The organism is Anabaena sp. TISTR 8404 (assembly GCF_056847745.1).
This window is the reverse complement of record NZ_CP180578.1, coordinates 6,593,431-6,615,621: the sequence shown is the minus strand read 5'-3', so window position 1 is coordinate 6,615,621 and position 22,191 is coordinate 6,593,431. Positions and strand designations below refer to the sequence as shown.

Sequence of the window (22,191 nt, the reverse complement as noted above, 5' to 3'; positions counted from 1 at the left end):
GCATATTTTTTGCTACATATTCCGAGAACGTGCGCTGAAAACTCTTTCCAACTGTTTAAAGTTTTCTAACACACGACCTGTTCCCAGCACGACACAGCTAAGAGGATCAGCCGCAATGTGAGTCACAATCCCTGTTTCATGACTGATTAGGGTATCAATGCCTTTGAGCAAAGCCCCACCACCAGCCAGCATGATGCCGCGGTCTATGATGTCAGATGCTAGTTCTGGGGGAGTACGTTCTAGTGTCCGCTTTACAGCTTCTACAATTACTGATAACGGTTCCAACATACTTTCACGGATTTCTGGGCTTTTAATGGTTACAGTTCGTGGTAAGCCAGAAAGTAAGTGTAAACCTCTTACTTCCATCATGATTTCATTGTCTTCGTTGGTGGGATAAGCTGAACCAAGACGAATTTTAATGTCTTCCGCAGTACGTTCACCAATTACCAAGTTATGAACTTTCTTCATATATTGAACGATGGATTCAGTAAGTTCATCACCCGCAATGCGTACTGATTCACTTAACACCGTACCTTGAAGACTTAATACAGCAACTTCTGTTGTGCCACCGCCAATATCGATAATCATGTTACCAGTTGGTTCGGCGACTGGTAATCCGGCTCCAATTGCCGCAGCTACTGGCTCATCTATTAAATATACTTCTCTAGCCCCAGCTTGAACGGCTGCATCCATTACAGCCCGTCTTTCTACCCCTGTGACACCACTGGGAATCCCAATCACAATCCGGGGTAAAATTAGCGATCGCCCCTCATTAACTCGCTGAATAAAGCTTTTCAGCATTAACTCGGCTGTATCAAAATCAGCAATTACTCCATCACGCAAGGGACGCAAAGCAATCACGTTTTCCGGTGTGCGACCGAGCATTTTTTTGGCATCTTCACCTACTGCCAGTGCCACCTTTTCGTTTTGGTCGATCGCCACTACAGAAGGTTCTTGCAGTACAATGCCTTTACCAGATACATAAACAAGGGTATTAGCAGTACCGAGGTCGATACCCATATCCCATGATGAGCGAAAGTTCCTAAACAGCCCCACGCTTCTCTACGCCCCCTATTGCAATACTTTTTGACTATAAAAAAATGTTAGATTGAATCGTGCTGGATTCTATTACGTTTTTGATCATCAGTCTAGTAAACTTGGCCATTTTTTGATTAAGTTTTGACCATACTTACTAGGTTTTTAGACATTCACGTTTTCGATATTCCCAGACCAACTCAGTATATCCGTACAGTTTGTTAGTTTTCCCCAAGTAATAGCTCAAATTTATATAGCTGGCAAGGTTGTTAAGTTTTTAACTCATTTATGTCTTACGCAGAAAAACGAAAAATCAATGATTTTAGCCAAGGATCTAGGGGTTTGAGAGGTATATGGGTGTAGTTTTCAAAAGCCTTACACCCCATACCTTAACACCCAACCTCAAGATATAAACTGTGCGTAAGCCCTGACATTTCCAGTAAGTTGATAATTGGCTATTATAGGATTCAAGCTAAAAAATCAGTACACAAGTACTAAAAGGTAAAGCACATGACTATTAATATAGTCCACCTCATTGGTCGTGTAGGTGGAGATCCAGAAATTAGGTATTTTGATTCTGGTAAGGTTAAGTGTAGATTAACACTGGCTGTTAATAGACGAACACGCAATAGTGACGAGCCTGATTGGTTCGAGTTAGAAATCTGGGGAAAGACTGCCGAAGTGGCAGGTAATTATGTGCGTAAAGGTAAACAAATTGCTGTCAAAGGTTCACTGAAGTTTGACACCTGGAACGATCGCCAAACAGGAGTTAGCCGTTCTAAACCTGTTATTTTAGTAGATCAGCTCGATTTATTAGGCTCCAAGCAAGATGGAGACGGCGGTATGAGTGATATGTCTCCAGATAATTTTTAGTTGCTCAAGAGTCAATGGTCAATGGTCAATGGTCAATGGTCAATGGTCAATGGTCAATAGTTAAGTTAAAAGTTATTGTGACTTGGTAAGTCAGAAAGCCAAATAAAACGCTAACAAGATAGCTAATCGTTAACTATTGATTCCCGACTACTGACATTGGACTATTGACTATTGACTAATCACTAATAACTAATTTGCAACGTCACCGATGCTTCTACTTCCTGTTCACCACCAACCACAGGGGTGGAAACTTCGTCGGCAACTTTGGCTACTTGGGCGCGTAAAAATACAGGCGGTGGGGGAGCGCTGGCGTTATTAACTTGAATGCTAACGATTTCTTTGGGTTTTAATCCTAAAGCTCCAAAAACAGCATCAGCTTGCTGTTGTGCATCTTGGGTAGCTTCTTTTAATGCTACTTGACGAGCAGCAGCGATCGCTTCATCACTAGCAATAAAACTAACACCGTTAATCTGCGTTGCCCCAGCTTTCACAGCATCATCTAACAATGTCCCAGCTTTCTCCGTAGGAATCCGAAAGCTGACTGTATTACTAGCAGAATAACCAGTAATTCGCTGCACATTATTGGTGTAACTGTAAACCGGGTTAAGGCGAATACCTGTAGTTTCTAGTTTCTCTACATTGCGGCTTTTGAGTAAAGCAACTACAGCTGATGTTTTCTTAGCAGCCTCTTGTTGTACTTCTTGGGCAGTTTTTCCTTGAATTTCTACTCCTAAATTAACTAGCGACAAAGTGGTAGGAATTGATTCCATACCGCGACCACTCACAGTCAAGGTGCGCCATAGCTTTTCTTTTTCTTGCGCTGTTGCAGGTAGAACTAAAGTTACGCATAACAGCAAAGCTAACGGTAAAGATTTCCAGAACTTCCCAGCACGAAACTGAGAACCAGACAAAGCGGCTCTAGACATAAATTTGCACTCCTCTGAAAAATATATACAGATGTTAATAAGTAAACTGCATCCAGCAATCATTCGTTAACTGTCAAGCATTAATAGTTAACAGTCAGTTCAACTCAACACTGATGGTGCGATCGCTCGATAGGATTTGTATGTTCCTACTGTGACACTGCCGTAGTCAAAAACAGGTATTGTTACATTTTTGGAAACTAAAAAATTACAGCAAAATTTTTCGAGACTTTGTTATGGCGTATTGGCTGCTAAAAACTGAACCGGATAAATATTCTTACTCAGACTTAGAACGCGAAGGTTGTACAGTTTGGGATGGAGTCACAAATGCTCTTGCCTTGAAGCATATCCGTACAATGGTTCCTGGTGATTTGGCTTTGATTTATCATACTGGCAAAGAACGACAAATCACAGGTTTAGCAGAGATTGTCAGTCAGCCTTATCCTGACCCCGCACTTAATGATGCCAAGTTGGTAGTTGTGGATGTGCGGTCAGTCCGCCCAGTTTCTCAGGCTGTTACCCTAGCCCAAATCAAGCAGGATGACAAATTTACAGATTTTGACTTGTTGCGACTCCCCAGATTATCTGTTGTCCCCGTCTCGGACATTCATTGGCAACACCTCATCCACTTAACACAAGACTTACGCAATAGTACACAAAATCAAGGGGTGTAAGGGTATTGGGCTGTCGGTTGAAAATGAGCAAAAACCCTTATTTTACACCCGTCTTCCTGATTCCTTTACTGATTTCTCATAAGCCTCTGTCCATAAAAGAGTAAAAATAAAGAGAAGCATTTTCGCGGAAACCATGCAGTTTTTAGATGCAATCAACTTTTCTTTTCCCCTGCTGGCCAGCACAACAGAAGCAGCAGACAGTTCTATGGTATTAGCGGCTGTACTGCTGAGTTTAGTGGTAATTTACTTCGCCAGCAAAGTTGGTGGGGAGTTATCCAACCGCATCGGTTTACCGCCTGTCTTAGGCGAACTTGTCGGCGGTGTAATCGTAGGTGTTTCTGTTTTGCACCTGTTAGTGTTTCCAGAAGGTGGCGCAGACAGTTCTAGTTCTTTAATTATGGTCTTTCTCCAAACTACGGCTGGTCTGTCGCCAGAAGCAGCGCCCCAGGTATTTGCTGCCCAATCAGAAGTTATTTCTGTGTTATCGGAATTGGGTGTGATTATCCTGCTGTTTGAAATTGGCTTGGAGTCTAACTTAAAAGATTTAATGGCAGTTGGTATCCAAGCCACAATTGTGGCAGTTGTGGGGGTAGTAGTACCTTTTGCTGCTGGGACAGTCGGTTTGATGACGTTGTTTGGCGTTGGTGCTGTACCAGCAATTTTTGCAGGCGCAGCTTTAACAGCTACAAGTATTGGGATTACATCTAAAGTATTGGCAGAACTTGGTAAGCTGAATTCCAAAGAAGGGCAGATTATTCTCGGTGCGGCTGTGATTGATGATGTACTGGGAATTATTGTGTTGGCGGTAGTTGCCAGCCTTGCTAAAGATGGTGCAGTCGATGTCGGTAAAGTTATTTACCTAATTATTAGCGCTACAGCATTTTTGTTAGGTGCGATCGTTCTGGGTAATGTTTTCAATAAAGCATTTGTAGCGATCGCTAATCAACTCAAAACAAGAGGTGAGTTAGTCATTCCCGCCTTTATTTTCGCTTTTGTTATGGCATATCTAGCAGCCATCATTCAGTTAGAAGCAATTTTGGGTGCTTTTGCGGCTGGATTAGTTTTAGAGGAAACTGATAAGCGTCTAGAACTGCAAAAACAAGTTATTCCCGTAGCGGATTTGATGGTGCCAATTTTCTTTGTGACTGTTGGTGCAAAAACTGATTTAGGAGTGCTAAACCCAGCTATTCCTAGCAATCAAGAAGGTTTAATTATGGCTATTTTCCTGATTACAGTAGCCATTATCGGTAAAGTGATCACAGGTTTGAGCGTCTTTGGTCAACCCCAAATCAATCGTTTAGCGATCGGTGTGGGTATGATTCCCAGAGGTGAGGTTGGATTAGTATTTGCTGGTGTCGGTGCTGCCAGCGGCGTTCTCTCAAAACCATTGGGAGCCGCAATCATTATGATGGTTATCCTCACAACCTTTTTAGCTCCGCCTTTGTTACGTTTCGTATTTCCAGAATCTAGTAAAGTGGCAACAGAGTCCAAGCAATTAATTCAAGATTAGAGATTGGCGACTGGGGAATAGGAAGAATAAAGGTTCAAGAATAAAGCCTGAAATGAAATTGTATAATTCATAGCCCACACTTTCTTTTTCCCCAATCCCTAGATTAATTAAAGGAAACTTCTGTCTCTTTAGCTTCGTCCTCTGATAGGTTGTTTTTCTACCATTCTTGCTACTGATTATTAGCTTTGGAAAAATAATTTGTTACCAATCTTACTTAATTACAAACCCTCACTGAAACATGGTCACAAACTTAAAAACTAGTAATTGTCAAGATTGCAACATCATTTAAAAATCCTGGAAATTTTTTACTGAGAACATTGTTTGCTCATCAACCAAAAACTCAAAATCAATTTTTAACAAAGTCAAAAATTAACAAGGATTGACTGAAAGCGGTTAATTCTGGTTATATGTGTGTTGCATCTCATGCTTTGTCAACTGAAGTTTTATGCATAGATAGTACAAAAAAATCAAAATTGCAGACCATGTAAGCAGTTGAAAATTTACCTTGTTCATTGTTTCTTTAACCCAAAAAAAAGTCAAAGTCAAATCTCAAGATTATCTGCTGACAGTAGCACAACTTACCTAAATGTTGAGATATTGACAAATTCCATGAATGCGAATCAGGAGAAAGGATTGTGAAATTACACTGGTTACTACCCGGTACTGTTGGGATGATCTGCTTACTGTCCTCACCAGTTTTGGCAGCCAGACTGGAATCTTGGCGTTTTGATGCCAAGCAAAACCGTCTGGAATTTAATACTTTGGGAGGTGTTCAACCCAAAGCACAACTAATTTTCAATCCCACACGCCTGGTTATTGATTTACCAGACACAACCTTTGGAAGACCGCAGTTAACACAACCCGTAGGTGGGGCAATTCGTGCCATTCGGATTGGTCAGTTTGAACCCCAAACAGCCAGAATTGTCGTGGAACTAGCTCCCGGTTATACTCTCGACCCCCAAGGGATAAAATTTGTTGGTATAACTGCCAGTCGTTGGACTGTACAATTACCAAGACCAAAACTGGAACCTATAAATTCTTCTTCCGATAATGTTTACAACCTAGTTACCACCGTTGACTCAAATGCAAAACCAGAGGTTTCTGCAAAACCGGAGTTTTCTAGAGTTGCCACCATTACACAAAGCACAACTCAAATCGACAGCTTACAAGTTACAGGGGATGGTTTTTTTGTGCGGACTAACGGTGGCAATCCCCAAATTAAGGTGAATCGGAGCCGCGATCGCTCTACTATTTTTATGGATATCTCTGGCGCAACTTTATCAGCAAATTTGGCGCAGCGAGATCTCAGCGTTAACAAGCATGGTGTAAGTCGCGTTGAATTTATTCAATTGCGCACTACTCCACCCACAGTCCGTATGACTTTGCGCGTAGATAAAAATAGTCCAGACTGGCGGGCTACAAGAAGTGGTGTTGGTGGTTTGGTAGTTCTGCCCAATCGATTTGCTAGATTACCAGAAAATAACTCTAACAACTCCGCTGACAATCAGCCAGAATTTTCTCCTTCCAACCGCCGAATTGTTAGTGACCAAACAGCCACCATTCAAGCGGTAGAACTGTCTGATGATGGCAAGCAACTAATAATTAGAGCCAATCAATCTATAACTGCTAGGGGTGGATGGGATCGCACCTCTGGGTTGTATCGTATCACCATCAACGATGCTAAATTAGCGCCGCGCATCAAAGGCCCTACTTTTAATGCTAATAGTTCAATTTTGCGAGTTCGCTTACAAACACCAGAACCTGATACAGTAGTTATCTTGGTTCAACCCGCCGCCGGAGTGCAAGTTGGGCAAATCAACCAAAACGACGACCAAGTGACGCTGCAATTGCAAGGTTCTCGCCGAGTTGTGGCAATTCCCGGCACACTTCCTTTTCCTTCTGAACAAGGTCAATTACCAGATCCCAATGAAAATCCCCGTTCTCAACCTCAGCCAGGAACACGCCCCCTCCCCAGAGGTAAAGTAGTAGTTGTGATTGACCCTGGACATGGAGGTAAAGATCCTGGGGCAATTGGTATTGGTGGTACCCGTGAGAAAGATATTATTCTCCCAATAGGGAAAAGGGTAGCTGAAATTTTACAGCAAAATGGTGTCCAGGTAATTATGACACGGAGTTCTGACTATTTTGTGACTTTACCTGGAAGAGTACAGATGGCAGAAAAAGCCAACGCTGATGTGTTTGTCAGTATCCATGCTAATTCCGCAGGTGCAGGTCGTCCTGATGTCAGTGGTTTGGAAACTTATTATTATGACAGTGGTTTGAGTTTAGCCCGTATTGTGCATAACAGTATTCTGCAAAGTCTGAATGTCAGAGACCGAGGAGTGCGACGAGCCAGATTTTACGTTCTCAGAAAAAGTTCTATGCCTTCGATTCTTGTCGAGACAGGTTATTTAACTGGTCGAGAGGACAATGCCAAGTTACGTAGTTCAGCTTATCAAAATCAAATGGCAGAAGCGATCGCTCGTGGTGTACTCCAGTACCTTCGACGAAGATAAATAATTCCATCGCCAAATTTTGGTAAATATACTTAATTGCTCAGATGAATAACTGATGATTTGTCTTATTAAGAGTAATCTTGCTGATACTAAGTAAGAGTTTACCGTCATCTCACTGATAACAATCTATCGTTCTCACTTTTTTAGTGAGAACTATTTTTTAGTATTAACAGATACATTGATCTCTCATGTTGTGTTCAAAATGCTAGATTAGGTGTCACCACCTTTGTCGTATCAGTTGATAGTAGCAAGAAGTTTTTGGGTACATTGATGATCAGCAATCAAATAACTCAACACTAATCCCTACGGATTTTACGTATTATTGGCTGGAACTATTTATGTACAGTTAATTTCATTAGTTTTTATTGGCTGTTATCTCATACTTGACAGGCGAATTTTTTTGCCTTGATAGGATAACAAAATCAAAGGGGCGTGCTAAAATTTTACGCCATTAACCATGTCTTGAATGCCAGAACAAAATTTCTGGTTGCCACGGAAGTTCTGATAACCAGTGTCCACTGTGCAGACTTCTGATATTAAAACTTTTGGCGGTGACGGTGTGAGGATTTACCAATACGTGGACATATCAACGACTTCCATGAACGCGAATTAGGAGAAAGGACTGTGAAACTACACTGGTTACTAACCGGTACTATTGGAACTATCTTCTTACTATCGTCGCCTGCTTTGGCAGCGAGACTGGAGTCTTGGCGCTTTGATGCCAAGCAAAACCGCTTAGAATTTAATACGTTGGGATCTGTTCAACCCAAAGCACAACTCATTTTCAATCCCACTCGTCTGGTCATTGATTTACCGGACACAGACTTTGGCAAACCACAGTTAACACAACCAGTAGGTGGAGCCGTTCACTCTATTCGTGTGGGGCAATTTGACCCCCAGACAGCCAGAATTGTTGTGGAACTCGCTCCTGGTTATACTCTTGACCCCCAAGAAGTGAAATTTGTCCCCACTACTGGCAGTCGTTGGATAGTACAATTACCTACACCAACAGCAGTGCCTGTAGGTTCATCACCTGATATTTCACTACAATCAGAACCTAAATCTCCAGAATCGACCTCTAATTCAGAATTTCCATCTAGAAGTATTTATTCTGTAGTCAAAACAGACCCAGTAACATCAAATAATCCGAAACCACTTAACAACACTCTCGCCGCTGTTACTCAACTAGAAAGTTTCCGAGTTACTGGTGATGGTTTTTTTGTTCGTACCAATGGTGGTAATCCTCAGATTCAGGTAAATCGGAGTTCAGACAAACGATTAGTAAATATCGATGTTGCTGGTGCGTCCTTATCTTCTAGTTTGTCCCAACAAGATTTATCTGTTAATCGTTATGGTGTCAGTCGGATTCAATTTTCCCAGTTGCAAACAAGGCAACCAACAGCCCGCATAACGTTGTATGTGGATCAAAATAGTCCAGACTGGCGGGCTAGTACTAGCAGCATAGGTGGATTTATAATTCTACCTAATCGTCTTGTGAGATTGCCTGGTAATAGCAACTCCAGCATCATTTCCGAGGCTACTGACTCACCCGCAATCATTCAAGCGGTGGAATTAGCGGAGAATGGTACTCAACTTTTAATCCGCTCTAACAAGCCTGTATCTGCCAAGGGTGGTTGGGATAGATCTTCTGGTTTATTTCGGATTGCGATCGCCAATGCTAAGTTAGCACCTAGAGTTGTTGGCCCAGCTTTTAATGCTAATAGTCCCATTCTGCGGGTACGTTTGCAACCCCAAGAAGATTCAGTCAATGTTTTGGTTCAACCAGCTTCGGGAGTCCAAATTGGGGAAGTCAACCAAATTAGTAATCAGTTGTTAGCTGTACAATTACAACGTACTCGTGCAATTACACCACCAGTTGGTTTACCGCCTCTACCTTCAACTAGAAGTCAACTACCAGACCCCAATAGTAATTCCCAACCGATATCAACACCACAAACACGTCCAGTTCCTAGAGGCAAACTGCTGGTTGTGATTGACCCTGGGCATGGTGGTAAAGATTCTGGCGCTCCTGGTTTGGGTGGACTATTAGAAAAAGATGTAGTTTTACCAATTGGTAAACGAGTAGCTGCAATTTTAGAGCGAAATGGCGTACAAGCAGTTCTTACGCGGGATGCTGACTTTTTCGTTGAACTTCAGGGACGAGTAGATATTGCTGAACGCGTCAATGCCACTTTATTTGTCAGTATTCATGCTAATTCAGTAGATAATCGCCCTGATGTGAGTGGTTTAGAAGTTTATTACTACGATAGTGGTTACGCTTTAGCGGAAGTAGTTCGCAAGACTATTCTGCAAGATATTAGTACCATCAAAGACCGTGGTACACGCAAAGCACGATTTTATGTCCTGAGAAAAAGTTCTATGCCTTCGATTTTAGTGGAAACAGGTTATATGACTGGTCGGGAAGACAATCCGCGCCTAGGTTCAGCAGAATATCAAAATCGTATGGCAGAAGCGATCGCTAGTGGTATTCTCAAGTACCTCCGTCAAAGGTAAGAATACAGCCAGTCTCAAAATATAGTACAAATTTTTAATTAATGAGGTGCTATTTGCAGAAGTCAGAATTCAGAATCAATTAGTGGGCGAAAAAGACCTGCCACTAACTTTAGGCGTAGCCTTCCCGTTACGCTGATTCTGATTCCTGACTCCTGAATGCTGAATTCTATTTGGTAAACTTCTGACTCACCAAGAATTTAGTAGTCAGTTCTCAAATTGTCTGCTAAATTCTGTATTTTAAAAGCCAAAACCTAAATCAATATCTGCCTGTGTATTCATCTTCTATTTTTGATGGTAATCTTTACGATTTTTCTGATAAAGAACCTCAACGTGCGCCTATCGGCGTTTTTGACAGTGGTGTGGGTGGGCTGACGGTACTTCGACAAATCTACCGCCAACTACCAAATGAATCGATCATTTACTTTGGTGATACAGCTAGACTCCCTTACGGTATTCGTTCCCAAGCGGAAATTCTTCAGTTTGTGCGTGAAATTCTCTGTTGGATGCAACAACAGAAAGTCAAAATGGTGGTGATGGCTTGTAACACTAGTTCCGCCCTCGCTTTAGAAATTGTGCGTCAAGAATTCAACATCCCGATTTTAGGCGTAATTCTCCCAGGCGCTAAGGGGGCGGTGCAGCAAGGTAAGCGTATTGGTGTGATTGCTACCCCAGCAACTGCTAAAAGCAATGCCTACAAGCAAGCGATTTTAGAAATTGACCCAGACGTACAAGTCTGGCAAGTTGGTTGTCCAGAGTTTGTCCCGTTAATTGAGCAAAATCGCATCCACGATCCTTACACTACTGAAGTAGCACGTTCTTATCTAGAGCCATTGCTTCAGCAAGAAATTGATACTTTAGTCTACGGCTGTACTCATTATCCGCATCTAGCACCAGTACTGCGATCGCTTCTTCCCTCTCATGTCAAATTAGTTGACCCAGCTGTTCATGTCGTGGCCGCTTGTAACCAAGATTTAGAGTTGCTTGGCTTAACTAATACTCACCCGCCATTACCAACTCGCTTTGTCGTTAGCGGTTGTCCACAACAATTTGCTCAGTCCGCAGTCCAATGGCTAGGTCATACACCAATGGTTGAGGTCGTAGACTTAAATAACACAGTAGTTTCCCAACTTTCATAAACAAAATGAAGTATGAAGCTTTAAAAATAAATTTCATACTTCATACTTCACTCTTCATGTGACTATTGACTCTTGACTATTAACCACCTCAGTTACCTGTGATGTTACAGCCACTTCCGGTTGATGTTTCTCATTATTTCTTGATAGAGAATCTTGAGAAACAGATTTTTGACCACTGCGCTTAGCTAGTGCTAATAATAGGTAAACTGTGAATAAATACCCAGCAGCTAAAATAAAAATCATCATAGGCATATTAGCGTAAATCATTGTTCTACCAGCTTTTTTCCCCGAAAAATATCAAATTCCATACCATGCGTAGAACCTCAACCATTCAAGAAATCCTTGATGGCCGTAGTTTGCTATGCTAAATTTGCCGTAGAGTTATGACACTCTCCGGTCAACAAACTGAACTATTTAATTGCAGCTATTTGCAGACAACACATACCACAACAGTTAAATTGCCAAATGGCATAATTAACTGCGCTCCTCAGCAGTTTACTTAGTCTGCATTATTGTTTTTCATGCCTCTGTGGTAGGATATACCACGACTTTCAGCGCAAGCTGAAAGCCGAAAGCGAACTCCTGTAAGGATACCGCCTAACTCCATCCCAAGAAGTTTACCTGCCGCTACAAAACAACCAGAAATAATTTCCTTGATTTTATTCTGCGGCAATTAGTTATTCTGGATTCACAACAACGCGGAGGTAATATCACTGAACAGTGCTTTACCTTTACATTGTCAATACCTGAAAAATTTAAAATCCCTACATTTTAGCGTAACACAACGAACCTGACTTTTAAGCCACTCTTGAGGCTAAATTTTGAATTTTCTGCAAGACTAAATTTACGGATGGAACAAGTTTTTCTTCGAGTAAAAATATTGTTTGTGTCTAATTTGATCATAAATAATTAAAATTTAATATTTTAATTATGTAATTATTATTACTTAATAAATATAAACTTATAGTAAAAAAATCAATATTTTTCCACAAAATAGGTATTGCTGAATCAACAAGTAAGCAGGATTGGCTTTTTTATACTTGTATATATACTTAGATTACTGAAGAAGCTAGAAAATTTTGAGTGCAGACAACACAAATAAAGCATAGGGGAAAAAGAATTCAGCAGTCAGAATTCAGATCATGTCCGGCTAATTAGTTATGAAACCCCATCTGTGTAAAAACCTGAAAACTCTTTTTCCCCCTGCTCCCTTGCAGTCTTAATGATAAGTCTTTCACCGGACACGATATCAGAGGTCAGAATCAAGATTGTGTCTATTGAAAGACTACTCATAGAAAAACGCTCATGAGAGCAGCTGCTGTTGTGTTTGTGTTCAAGACTCGTTAGTACTCATTCAGAAAATTGATGTTAATTCTCAGATTTCGTCTCGAACTACAAAAATTTTTCCGATAATTTTTCAATCCAGTTAAGACCAGCAAAACCGCCTGTTTACCTTGACAGAAGGGAAATAGCGGTTACTTCGCCGTGGTCAGATCTCACCCAACAAGTAAGTATTCTCTCAGCAAAACTTTGCGCTGGCACAGGGTTATCTTAAAATGAGTATAGGATATGTAAACTTTCGTAACCTAAGCCAGAGTCCGGCCATCCATGACCCCAGCTACCTCCCTGTTTACCCCTGTGGAAGCAGATTTGCAATTACTAGCCGATAACCTGAAGCAGCTAGTTGGCAATCGCCACCCCATTCTTTTTGCAGCCGCCGAACATCTATTCGGAGCTGGGGGAAAGCGCATCAGACCAGCGATCGTTCTGCTGATATCGCGGGCGACAATGTTAGAAGACGAAATTACTCAACGTCACCGCCGCCTAGCCGAAATTACAGAAATGATTCACACGGCAAGCCTAGTGCATGACGATGTGGTAGATGAATCACAAATGCGCCGTGGTGTGCCTACTGTTCATGGTTTGTTCGGAAACCGCATTGCTGTATTAGCAGGTGATTTTCTCTTTGCCCAATCATCTTGGTATCTGGCAAACTTAGACAATTTAGAGGTAGTTAAACTCCTCTCAGAAGTAATCATGGATTTGGCTACTGGAGAAATTCAGCAAGGCATGAATCGCTTTGATAGTGGCCTTGCAATTGAAACTTACCTCCAAAAGAGCTACTACAAAACGGCTTCCTTAATAGCTAACAGTGCCAAAGCAGCAGGGTTACTGAGTGAAGTTTCTCAAGAAACTGCGCAGCATCTATATAGCTACGGGCGTAATCTAGGATTAGCGTTTCAAATTGTGGATGACATCTTAGATTTCACCAGTACTACAGATACTTTAGGTAAACCAGCCGGTTCTGACCTAAGAAGTGGTAATTTGACTGCACCTGTTTTATTTGCTCTTGAGGAGAAACCATATTTAGAAGTGCTAATTGAACGCCAGTTTGCCCAAGAAGAAGATTTAGAGCAAGCACTGGCATTAATTCAAGATAGCCGAGGGATACAGCAAGCGCGGGAATTAGCGGCTCACCATGCAAAGTTAGCAGCTGATGACATTGCAATTCTGCCACCTTCAGAATCACGTCAAGCTTTAATTGACATGACTGAATACGTGCTGAGTCGACTTTATTAAAAATTTTAGATTGTAAATTTTTAATGTTGGAGTTGGGTGTGAGGAAAATTGGATTGTATCCAAAGCACCCCAACTCCAAATTTTTTTAGGCAATATCAGGTGGTATCTGTTTCGACTGCTGTTTTGGTTTCAGCTTTTGTTTTAGGTGCTTTTGAATAGTTTTTTCTAGCTGAGAACGCTGTACTTCAAAAGCATTATCCAATGTACCCGGAGTTTCTAAAAAAACAATGCTATCTACGGGTGTTAACGCTATTAATTGAAACAAAATATGGGTGACAGCAATGGGTGTAGCCACCACTTGAGGGTCTCGCCCAGCAGATGAAATTAGGGAAACATCCTGTATGGTAGAAAAAGCGTAAATCACCTGCTTCTCCAAACCTGGATTTGCACGGTGGCTCAATGTAGTTAAGACCCAGCTTCCCTCCTTTTGGAGAATATAGTACTGGGAGTGGCGTAATTGTTGAGCGATCGCGCAAAAAGCAGGAGCAATTGCTGCAATAAGATGTGGTGAAATACCATCGCGGGGTGCATTGTCGATCAGCAATTGAATTTGTGTTTCTAAATCCATAATGACTTGTCAACGACTTTTGGGTAATGGCAATCACAGCAGGCCAAGGTGTGAACAATTCCATCCAAATTGGGAATAATAAAATCAGCTATATCCTGAATGCAGGATAGACCTGCGTTTAGCTTATACGCAAAACACACAAAGCCAATACCTACAGTCGTACAGGTTGTTTCTTATGTATGTTAGGGTCTTTTAAACACCGAGACTATGAATTCAGCCGCAACCGCAACTATTCCAACCGCAACTTTTCTGGGAGAAAATACTATCGGCGTGGAGGTGATATTTCAACTCCTGTACAAGGAGTTTCGGCAATCAACCAAAGCCTCAGAACAGAATTGCCATGATGTGGCAACACGCATTACCACCGAAGTATACCGAATTTGCAGCGAAAGTAAACGCATCCAAGCTTCTGGTGCAATAGAAAGCTCAGCCATGACCTTAGCTAGACATCGGCTGCAACAATGTCTGAGATACTATCAGTTGGGTTCTAATAGAGGCAGAGTTGAATTACACAGTACCCTGAGTGCCATTATTTATCGTTACATTAATCCTCCCCAGCGGCAATTGAGCTATCAAGGGCGGCTGACTATCATAGAAGATTTTCTACAAAGTTTTTATTTAGAAGCATTGAATGCTTTCCGGCGAGAGAATCAACTTGGTTCTACTTATCGTCCGCAAACTCTTCTGGAATTAGCAGAGTACATGGCCTTTACCGAACGTTACGGTAAGCGGCGCATTCCTTTACCTGGTCGTCAGCAACAGTTAATTATCCTGCGGGCGCAAACTTTCTCTCAACAGCAACCTCCTGAAACCAGCGTAGACATAGAACAAGCTGCTGAAGGTAGTTCTGGTGATGGTGATGGTTCTTGGGAAGAGCCAGCAGTACAGCAGTTACGTTCCACAATGGCGACACAACCAGAACCAGAACCCGAAGAAGATACTTTGCGTTCGGTTGTGATTACCGAATTAATGAGTTATTTGGAGCAAAAACAACAATCTGATTGTGCTGATTACTTCTCCCTACGTCTTCAAGATTTATCAACACAAGAAATTGAGAATATCTTAAATCTCACTCCTCGTCAGAGAGATTACTTACAACAGCGCTTCAAGTATCATTTGATCAGGTTTGCTTTGTTACATCGTTGGGAACTAGTACACGAGTGGCTGGAAGCTTCTTTACAAACAAATCTGGGGTTAACACCACAGCAATGGGAAGCCTACACCTCTGGGCTAGACGAGAAACAGCGGTCTTTACTCGACTTAAAACAGCAAGGTCAAACCGACGAAAAGATTGCCAAAATTCTAGGGTTATCAATGGCACAACTGCAAAAACGCTGGTTTAAAATTCTGGAACAGGCTTGGGAAATTCGTAACTCATTAGTGTCCGGATCAGGTGCATCTACTCATGAATAGTGACTCAGAATCCTTAAAAGACAAATTACTCTCTTGGTTGTTGGCAAATAATATCAACACCAGTGAGCTTAACAGAGTCGAGTTTAAGGAAATTGATGGGGTTGATCACTCTCTCAAACAATCAGCCACTTTCGCCAGTGGCGATCCAAACTTGGGAGGGAAACCCCAAACCTTTAAACTGGGAGATATTCCTACTGTGCAAGACCGTTTCCAAGCCGTAATCAAGCGTCGGTTACAGACCGAAATCGAAAACCAGCCACCTTTGTTTCCTTGGGAAACACAATTAATGGAATACCCTGAGCGTTTGGAAGAGCGATCGCTCAGTTTAGTTCCTACCTGGGGCTGGAAGATACAACAATCTAAGCTGAATCTGCCAGTTGCTCTGCCAGAAGCAGTTTTTCGGGAGTTGCTAGAAAAGTGCCAAACACTGCTAACTTCTTCAGTTCCTTTGGGAGCCAAATTAGTTCAGGCAGTGGAAAGCTTCTTCCCTCAAGATTCTCATGCGCTCAATGATATTGCTGGTTTGGTACTAAGAAGTACCTATCGGTCTGCGGATGTTCTCGAACAGAAACTCAATATCGAGAGCGATTACCCAGATTTACAACCACGTCAACAAATGGCATTGTCTCTACTGGCTGCGAAACAACTGCTAGAAAATTTGAGTCTACCAGTCACACCCAACAGTCCAGTAGTAGAAAGACAATGGTTTACAAGTGAAGGTATTCTGACTTTGCGGGTAGAATACCAATCTCGTGGTAAACAAACCCAATTAAAAGTTCAGGCTGATTTACCTACTAAAGGTATTGTGACGTTGCGAGCCGATGGTACTTTAGCAATGGCTCAGTCGTCAAGTGCAGGTTGCTTGCATGTCGAGCTATCCTGTCAGGAATTTAACCCAACTTATACATTAGAAGTTGAGTTTCCGGAAATTGACCAACAGTCTTTGTTGTTCGTGATAAATCCTACAATTTAGCCAAAGTTACCAAGGCTACTATAATAGGTCGAACAACACTGAGAGATTAAGAAAATTATTGTGGTTTTGGAGCTTATCCTTTTTTTAACAAGCGATCATTAGGGCTTCTACATTTTTTGAAACGATCATTAGGGCAAAAGATATGAGACTCCCAAAGGCTGCTTCGGGGAGTTACTGTTATCTGCACAAGAATTTCAGCAGGGTATGAGTTACAACTAAGTAGATGGTTTGACTGACCAAGCATTTTGTTGACTGCATCTACACCATTGCTGACTTTTTAAATGTTTAACTTATCCAGGAATAATTGGTTTTCGCGTCTACCTATAGTTAATAATTGGAGACAAAATATCCAGACTTCACCTTTGATGCCAGTGGAAGATTCTCTTTCCTTGCGGGTGCTAGTGCTGGGTTTGGTAATTATGGGAACTGTAGCAGTAGATATTGCTGCTGATACAACATTTAGTTTTTGGGCAGTGCCGCTAAGTGTTGTTGGTTCTGTTTGGAGTTATCATTATCGCCGAAATCCCAATGTGCCAGTGAAATTCTGTATCGCCATTGGGATGTTAATTGGCTTAGGAGCTTTTTTTGGTCGGTTGATAGGTGAATTAAATGATACGCGCCTAGCTTTAGCAGAGTTATTAATTCAACTCCAAATACTTCACGGTTTTGATATGCCTCGCCGTAAGGACTTGGGCTATTCAATCGTGATTGGGCTAATTTTATTGGGTGTGGCAGCAACGCTGAGTCAAACTTTAGCGTTTGCACCTGTATTATTGTTATTTTTAGCGATCGCTTTACCAACTTTAGTTCTCAACTACCGTTCGCAACTCGGTTTAGATAAGTCAAAAGTTAAAAGGGAAAAGGCAAAAGAAACACAATTTGGATCAAAATTACCTTTTTATTTTTTATTATTTACTTTAGTTCTTGGACTAGGATTAGGGATTTTTGCCGTTTTACCCCGGTTTCCTGGTTACCAGTTACGAACATTTCCAGTTAGTTCTCCGATTGAAGTGAAAGGCGGCTTTACTGGACGGAGTATTATTAATCCTGGCTATGTCCGCCAAGGTAACGCCGACAATCAAGGCGATGGTACAGGAGAAAGCCAAACTGGGCAACCAGGAAAGCTGAATGATAGCTTTTATTACGGTTTTAATAGCAAAATCAACCAAAACCTGCGAGGAAGCATGACATCCAAGGTAGTCATGCGGGTGCGATCGCAGGCAGAAGGATTTTGGCGTGTATTAGCATTTGATCGCTACACAGGTAAAGGCTGGGAGATTTCCCGCAATGACGATGTTACCACTCTCAAGCGATCGCCTTGGTCTTATCAAATTTATCTGTCTCCACCAGCTACCTCGGCTCCAACTAGAGAAGTAGTGCAAACCTACACAGTGGTGGAAGATTTGCCGAATTTGATTCCGGCGATGTCCCATCCAAAAGAAATTTACTTTCCCACCCCGATTGTCGCTGTTGATAAAGAAAATGGGCTGCGTGCGCCTGTTGCTTTATCAAAAGACCTCACCTACACAGTCATCTCGGAAGTACCATACCGCGATCGCACTTTGTTAGGAAAAGCTACGACTGAGTATCCGCAACATATTAAAAAATACTATCTGCAAATTCCGCCAGAAATTGCACCCAAAGTCCGAAAGCTAACTGAAGAAATTCTGGCTAATTACAGTCGAAATAATGTATCTAGAGTCACAAAAACTTTAGATTCAACTTATGAGAAGGTACTTTACCTAGCGCAATACCTCAAGCAACGCTACTCTATTCCCCAAAATCCTTCTGATTTTCCTTATTTGGATGAAAAAGAAGATTTGGTAGAAACTTTCTTGTTTAAATCTCAAGGAGGCTACCCAGACCATTTTTCTACAGTGCTGACAGTGATGCTGCGTTCCATTGGTATTCCAGCACGGTTGGTAGCGGGGTTTAGTCCAGGCGAGTTTAATCCATTTACCGGGATGTATGTTGTCCGTAACACGGATGCTTACGCGATGACAGAAGTTTACTTCCCCAAATATGGCTGGTTTGCTTTCGATCCAATTCCCAATCATCCTTTAATTCCGCCTTCAATTGAAGACTCGCAAACTTTTAGTGTTTTGCGCCAATTTTGGAATTGGGTGGCTGGATGGCTACCTTCCCCTGTGACTGGGTTATTTAACAATGTATTTGGCACAATATTTAGTTGGATAACAAGAGCGATCGCTTGGTTTTTTGCTTTATTCGCTCAAGGTTGGCTAGGTGTACTAACTGGTTTAACTTTAGGCACTACAATTGCTTTCTTTGGTTGGTTCGGTTGGGTACAGTGGCGCGGCTGGTTAAAGCGTCGGTGGTTGAATAAATTACCACCGATGGAAAGGCTTTATCAACAAATGCTGCAATGGACTGCGACAAAAGGTTTAGGTAAGCATCCAGCACAAACACCCTTAGAGTATGCCAAAGTTTCATATCAACATCATCCTCCAACCACAGCGCAAGTAATCGATGAAATTAGTCAAGCTTATGTTAGCTGGCGTTATGGTGGACATACTCCCAATTTGCAACAATTACGGCAAAAATGGCAGGAATTAAAGAAAGTCAATAGTCAATAGTCAATAGTCAATAGTCAAAAGGCAGGAGGTATAGGGATGAAATTTCATACTTCATACTTCACACTTCATACTTCCTACCGACACTAGATTACATTCTCTCAGTTCTGCATATCTCTTTGGGAAGATTTTCAGTATATTTGGCAGATAAATAGCTAAAAAAAGCATTTGCTGTCTAAAAACTAAAGCAAGCTAGATGTGATGCGTTGTAACTCCAATTTTTTAGGGATAACATGGAAATAAAATCCTTACTGGATTCTCGTGCCACATTTAATGTCAGTTAATTTATGGAAATTCAATTAATCAATATCGGTTTCGGCAACATTGTGTCAGCTAACCGAGTAGTTGCGATCGTTAGTCCAGAGTCTGCCCCAATTAAGCGGATCATCACCGATGCGCGGGACAGAGGTCAGTTGATTGATGCAACTTACGGTCGTCGGACAAGGGCTGTAATTATTACTGATTCCAGCCACGTAATCCTTTCAGCAATTCAACCAGAAACGGTAGCAAATCGTTTCGTGATTTCTCGCGATCATCATGCTGTAGATAATTAACTAAGGATAGTTGACAAACGACTATTCTATTTGCACCATATCGGCAGTACCATGTGAATTAGACTGGTTTTCTGTCACCAGTGCTACAAATTCGTTAGTCGAGGTCGCCCTGGCAACGAACACACTTACGAATCATGTTTATTGATTAATTCACAGGTTGAACGGATGATGCAAGTTTTACCCATCCAGGCTAGTGCTATTACCAAAGAATGCCCATCGACTGGCAAGTTAATTGTTTTAACTGGCCCCAGTGGAGTAGGCAAAGGCACCTTATTGCGAGCGCTATTGCAGCGTCATCCGCAACTTTATTATTCTGTATCCGTGACAACTCGTTCTCCGCGTCCGGGAGAAATCGATGGCAAAAATTATTACTTTATTAGCCGTAGTAAGTTTGAACAACTGGTTGCTCAAGGTGAGTTCTTAGAGTGGGCGGAATTTGCTGGTAATTATTACGGCACTCCGCGTGAAGCTGTGGTAAATCAAATTCAGTCTGGTAAGTTAGTTGTGCTGGAAATTGAGTTAGAAGGGGCAAGACAAATTCGCGCTTCCTTTCCTAATGCCCTCAGCATTTTCATTTTGCCACCGTCCTTTGATGAATTAGAAAAACGGATACGTGGTCGTGGACAAGACTCACAAGAAGCGATCGCTCGTCGCCTAGACCGTGCTAAAGCAGAAATTCAAGCAGCCGATGAATTTGATATTCAAATTGTGAATGATGATTTTGAAACGGCACTTGAAGCGATCGAAGCGGCCTTATTTGAATAATCAAATCCAAGCATTTTTATCACCAAATCATAAAGGACACATATTCCTATGTGTCCTTCAAATGTTTTTGTTGTGAGAATACATTTTTAATTGCTCAAAGCTTGGATTTAACAAGGCTATACTCAGCACTTTGCCATACATATTGGTAAGTGGTAATCAGTAATTAGAAAGTTATAATCTAAAGTTTTTTGGTCAAAAATAAACTTATGATTGCCAACTTTAACTAATCACTAATTACCAATTACCAGAAACCAAATTAGCCGATTAGACCTTGAATAAGCGCGATGTTGCTAGTCAAGAAATAAGCAACTACTGCACCACCAATGCCACCAATTAAGAAAGCACTGGCAAAATTATTCCAACCTTCTTTAGATTGAAAAGCATCTGGAGGGTTGGGTACAGTCACACTAGCCAGGGCTTTTGGAGGATTGCTATTGGCATATAAAGATAAAGCACCTGTCAGCAGAATTACTAGGCCGATAGCTGCTAGTAAGCCTGCTAGGTTAGCGTTTTCTGCATTACGCAGGGGGCCATATTTAGCGAAGGGGCCAAATATCCAGTAGCCATGTGCCATACCAACTTCTAGCCCGCGTCTGAAAGGAGTTAGACCTGGACGATAAGCTGGTAAGTTATTGATGAACCACTTGACCAAAGGAGAAGAATTAATTGGAGTTTCGAGATTGCCCACTTGAGGATCGCGTCCTGCGGGAAATACTACTTCCCGGTTTCTAGGATCACTGGGCAGATTCTTGGATGCATCTACTGCTTGCGCCATAATTTTATGTTCGCCTCTCAATTACACATGCAACAGTCTTAAATCCCAATGCTTACTTATGGCAGTGGGTGGAACAGTAGGTCGGGGAAAAAGCGGTTAAACTCAATCAAAATGCCTGCTGTAATTGTCAGCCAGATGGTAGCTGCCACTGGTGCTGTGGAAATAAATTTAATCAAATAGGATGATTGATCGCTTTTTTCAGCCATGTATTTAATCTCCAAAACAATGAATCAGTTGAGCTGAACTAACGAGGAGAAACGGGGATCTCTGAATCCTTAGCAGTTAATTCGCCAGAAAGAAATTCTTTCAAAGCAGCTGCTGGCCAAGCAAAACCTGAAGCCATGATTGGTAATGCTGTACCTAAATCAATTTGGATTTCTTTTTGTTCGGAGTCAGATTCTTTTCTAACTGCGATTAGGTAAGCACGACCTACCCAACCAATCCAACCTGCAATATAGAGAAACAGAATGCTGGGAATCAAAAAGTCACCAGCACGGTCTAGACGACCATCAACAATCAAGTGAGGATAACCTTCAGGGCCGCAAAGTGCTTGAGAATAACGCTCAAATCTCTTTTGACCGGATTGAGGATCAGCAGTAGTATTCCGAGCATTTTTGGCTAGTGCTTGAAATGCGGGGTTTTCTGCGCAAGGTGTAAGATTAGCTCCGAGAGCTTTCGCTGGCGGAGCAAAATTGAACCAAAGGCAGATCGCTAAAATCAAAGCAAACAATCGTCGCATGGAGTTGTTTCCTTTTATTACAAAAGAAAAAGTTTTTTGTACAAAACGAAGC

The 22,191-nt window shown here is 41.7% G+C and carries 20 protein-coding genes; 12 read left to right on the top strand and 8 right to left on the bottom strand.

Annotation, left to right across the window (positions count from 1 at the left end; translation table 11 throughout):
• Positions 1 to 12 precede the first annotated feature (12 nt).
• Complete coding sequence (locus tag ACMX3D_RS28535; RefSeq protein ID WP_482752448.1) at positions 13 to 1,020, bottom strand: rod shape-determining protein; 1,008 nt, start codon at positions 1,018 to 1,020, stop codon at positions 13 to 15.
• A gap of 525 nt (positions 1,021 to 1,545) precedes the next feature.
• On the opposite strand from ACMX3D_RS28535, the gene ACMX3D_RS28530 reads away from it, so the two are divergent.
• Positions 1,546 to 1,908, top strand: a complete 363-nt coding sequence (locus ACMX3D_RS28530) for a single-stranded DNA-binding protein (RefSeq protein WP_482749129.1) — start codon at positions 1,546 to 1,548, stop codon at positions 1,906 to 1,908.
• 182 nt (positions 1,909 to 2,090) lie between these two features.
• Here the strand turns inward: ACMX3D_RS28530 and ACMX3D_RS28525 are convergent, their stop codons facing one another.
• The gene (locus ACMX3D_RS28525) at positions 2,091 to 2,834 is read right to left on the bottom strand and encodes an SIMPL domain-containing protein (RefSeq protein ID WP_482749128.1); all 744 of its coding nucleotides are present in this window, start codon (positions 2,832 to 2,834) and stop codon (positions 2,091 to 2,093) included.
• A gap of 233 nt (positions 2,835 to 3,067) precedes the next feature.
• Between ACMX3D_RS28525 and ACMX3D_RS28520 the strand changes: the two genes are divergently transcribed.
• The 5 genes from ACMX3D_RS28520 (at position 3,068) to murI (ending at position 11,181) form a co-directional block, all read left to right on the top strand.
• Entirely contained in the window at positions 3,068 to 3,505 is a 438-nt protein-coding gene (locus tag ACMX3D_RS28520) for an EVE domain-containing protein (RefSeq protein WP_482749127.1), read from the top strand.
• A gap of 133 nt (positions 3,506 to 3,638) precedes the next feature.
• Complete coding sequence (locus ACMX3D_RS28515) at positions 3,639 to 5,015, top strand: cation:proton antiporter (RefSeq protein WP_482749126.1); 1,377 nt, start codon at positions 3,639 to 3,641, stop codon at positions 5,013 to 5,015.
• Positions 5,016 to 5,650: 635 nt separating this feature from the next.
• On the top strand, positions 5,651 to 7,531 hold the full coding sequence (locus ACMX3D_RS28510; RefSeq protein ID WP_482749125.1) for an N-acetylmuramoyl-L-alanine amidase: 1,881 nt from the start codon (positions 5,651 to 5,653) through the stop codon (positions 7,529 to 7,531).
• A gap of 624 nt (positions 7,532 to 8,155) precedes the next feature.
• Entirely contained in the window at positions 8,156 to 10,045 is a 1,890-nt protein-coding gene (locus tag ACMX3D_RS28505) for an N-acetylmuramoyl-L-alanine amidase (protein ID WP_482749124.1), read from the top strand.
• Between the two features lie 269 nt (positions 10,046 to 10,314).
• Positions 10,315 to 11,181 (top strand): glutamate racemase, encoded by an 867-nt coding sequence (gene murI / locus ACMX3D_RS28500; protein WP_482749123.1) that lies wholly within the window; start codon positions 10,315 to 10,317, stop codon positions 11,179 to 11,181.
• Positions 11,182 to 11,235: 54 nt separating this feature from the next.
• On the opposite strand, the gene ACMX3D_RS28495 is transcribed toward murI, so the two are convergent.
• Complete coding sequence (locus tag ACMX3D_RS28495) at positions 11,236 to 11,448, bottom strand: hypothetical protein (RefSeq protein WP_482749122.1); 213 nt, start codon at positions 11,446 to 11,448, stop codon at positions 11,236 to 11,238.
• Positions 11,449 to 11,680: 232 nt separating this feature from the next.
• A complete protein-coding gene (locus tag ACMX3D_RS28490) occupies positions 11,681 to 11,854 on the bottom strand; it encodes a hypothetical protein (RefSeq protein WP_482749121.1) in 174 nt (57 codons plus the stop codon).
• A 935-nt stretch (positions 11,855 to 12,789) separates the two neighbouring features.
• Between ACMX3D_RS28490 and sds the strand changes: the two genes are divergently transcribed.
• Entirely contained in the window at positions 12,790 to 13,761 is a 972-nt protein-coding gene (gene sds / locus ACMX3D_RS28485) for a solanesyl diphosphate synthase (RefSeq protein ID WP_482749120.1), read from the top strand.
• Between the two features lie 85 nt (positions 13,762 to 13,846).
• Here sds and ACMX3D_RS28480 read toward each other — a convergent pair whose 3' ends face one another.
• On the bottom strand, positions 13,847 to 14,329 hold the full coding sequence (locus tag ACMX3D_RS28480; protein WP_482749119.1) for a hypothetical protein: 483 nt from the start codon (positions 14,327 to 14,329) through the stop codon (positions 13,847 to 13,849).
• 207 nt (positions 14,330 to 14,536) lie between these two features.
• On the opposite strand from ACMX3D_RS28480, the gene hetZ reads away from it, so the two are divergent.
• From hetZ to gmk, 5 genes are all read left to right on the top strand, one after another.
• Positions 14,537 to 15,742, top strand: a complete 1,206-nt coding sequence (gene hetZ, locus ACMX3D_RS28475) for a heterocyst differentiation protein HetZ (RefSeq protein WP_482749118.1) — start codon at positions 14,537 to 14,539, stop codon at positions 15,740 to 15,742.
• The gene (locus tag ACMX3D_RS28470) at positions 15,735 to 16,715 is read left to right on the top strand and encodes a PatU (RefSeq protein WP_482749117.1); all 981 of its coding nucleotides are present in this window, start codon (positions 15,735 to 15,737) and stop codon (positions 16,713 to 16,715) included. Before hetZ ends, ACMX3D_RS28470 begins: the two co-directional genes overlap by 8 nt.
• A 281-nt stretch (positions 16,716 to 16,996) precedes the next feature.
• Positions 16,997 to 19,309: a transglutaminase TgpA family protein gene (locus ACMX3D_RS28465; protein ID WP_482749116.1), complete on the top strand. Its 2,313-nt coding sequence runs from the start codon at positions 16,997 to 16,999 to the stop codon at positions 19,307 to 19,309.
• Between the two features lie 284 nt (positions 19,310 to 19,593).
• The gene (remA, locus tag ACMX3D_RS28460) at positions 19,594 to 19,860 is read left to right on the top strand and encodes an extracellular matrix/biofilm regulator RemA (RefSeq protein WP_193883334.1); all 267 of its coding nucleotides are present in this window, start codon (positions 19,594 to 19,596) and stop codon (positions 19,858 to 19,860) included.
• A gap of 165 nt (positions 19,861 to 20,025) precedes the next feature.
• Positions 20,026 to 20,625 (top strand): guanylate kinase, encoded by a 600-nt coding sequence (gmk, locus tag ACMX3D_RS28455; RefSeq protein ID WP_482749115.1) that lies wholly within the window; start codon positions 20,026 to 20,028, stop codon positions 20,623 to 20,625.
• Positions 20,626 to 20,881: 256 nt separating this feature from the next.
• On the opposite strand, the gene ACMX3D_RS28450 is transcribed toward gmk, so the two are convergent.
• The 3 genes from ACMX3D_RS28450 to ACMX3D_RS28440 are packed head-to-tail and all read right to left on the bottom strand — an operon-like array spanning position 20,882 to position 22,139.
• Positions 20,882 to 21,400, bottom strand: a complete 519-nt coding sequence (locus tag ACMX3D_RS28450; protein WP_482749114.1) for a photosystem I reaction center protein subunit XI — start codon at positions 21,398 to 21,400, stop codon at positions 20,882 to 20,884.
• Positions 21,401 to 21,456: 56 nt separating this feature from the next.
• A complete protein-coding gene (psaJ, locus tag ACMX3D_RS28445) occupies positions 21,457 to 21,606 on the bottom strand; it encodes a photosystem I reaction center subunit IX (RefSeq protein WP_015112405.1) in 150 nt (49 codons plus the stop codon).
• Positions 21,607 to 21,644: 38 nt separating this feature from the next.
• On the bottom strand, positions 21,645 to 22,139 hold the full coding sequence (locus ACMX3D_RS28440; RefSeq protein ID WP_482749113.1) for a Photosystem I reaction center subunit III: 495 nt from the start codon (positions 22,137 to 22,139) through the stop codon (positions 21,645 to 21,647).
• Between the last annotated feature and the right edge of the window lie 52 nt (positions 22,140 to 22,191).

Bases quoted from the DNA above. Each gene is read 5' to 3' on its own strand.
- ACMX3D_RS28535 (WP_482752448.1), bottom strand. From the start codon at position 1,020: ATGGGTATCGACCTCGGTACTGCTAATACCCTTGTTTATGTATCTGGT.
- ACMX3D_RS28530 (WP_482749129.1), top strand. From the start codon at position 1,546: ATGACTATTAATATAGTCCACCTCATTGGTCGTGTAGGTGGAGATCCA.
- ACMX3D_RS28525 (WP_482749128.1), bottom strand. From the start codon at position 2,834: ATGTCTAGAGCCGCTTTGTCTGGTTCTCAGTTTCGTGCTGGGAAGTTC.
- ACMX3D_RS28520 (WP_482749127.1), top strand. From the start codon at position 3,068: ATGGCGTATTGGCTGCTAAAAACTGAACCGGATAAATATTCTTACTCA.
- ACMX3D_RS28515 (WP_482749126.1), top strand. From the start codon at position 3,639: ATGCAGTTTTTAGATGCAATCAACTTTTCTTTTCCCCTGCTGGCCAGC.
- ACMX3D_RS28495 (WP_482749122.1), bottom strand. From the start codon at position 11,448: ATGATTTACGCTAATATGCCTATGATGATTTTTATTTTAGCTGCTGGG.
- sds (WP_482749120.1), top strand. From the start codon at position 12,790: ATGACCCCAGCTACCTCCCTGTTTACCCCTGTGGAAGCAGATTTGCAA.
- ACMX3D_RS28480 (WP_482749119.1), bottom strand. From the start codon at position 14,329: ATGGATTTAGAAACACAAATTCAATTGCTGATCGACAATGCACCCCGC.
- hetZ (WP_482749118.1), top strand. From the start codon at position 14,537: ATGAATTCAGCCGCAACCGCAACTATTCCAACCGCAACTTTTCTGGGA.
- ACMX3D_RS28470 (WP_482749117.1), top strand. From the start codon at position 15,735: ATGAATAGTGACTCAGAATCCTTAAAAGACAAATTACTCTCTTGGTTG.
- ACMX3D_RS28465 (WP_482749116.1), top strand. From the start codon at position 16,997: ATGTTTAACTTATCCAGGAATAATTGGTTTTCGCGTCTACCTATAGTT.
- remA (WP_193883334.1), top strand. From the start codon at position 19,594: ATGGAAATTCAATTAATCAATATCGGTTTCGGCAACATTGTGTCAGCT.
- gmk (WP_482749115.1), top strand. From the start codon at position 20,026: ATGATGCAAGTTTTACCCATCCAGGCTAGTGCTATTACCAAAGAATGC.
- ACMX3D_RS28450 (WP_482749114.1), bottom strand. From the start codon at position 21,400: ATGGCGCAAGCAGTAGATGCATCCAAGAATCTGCCCAGTGATCCTAGA.
- psaJ (WP_015112405.1), bottom strand. From the start codon at position 21,606: ATGGCTGAAAAAAGCGATCAATCATCCTATTTGATTAAATTTATTTCC.
- ACMX3D_RS28440 (WP_482749113.1), bottom strand. From the start codon at position 22,139: ATGCGACGATTGTTTGCTTTGATTTTAGCGATCTGCCTTTGGTTCAAT.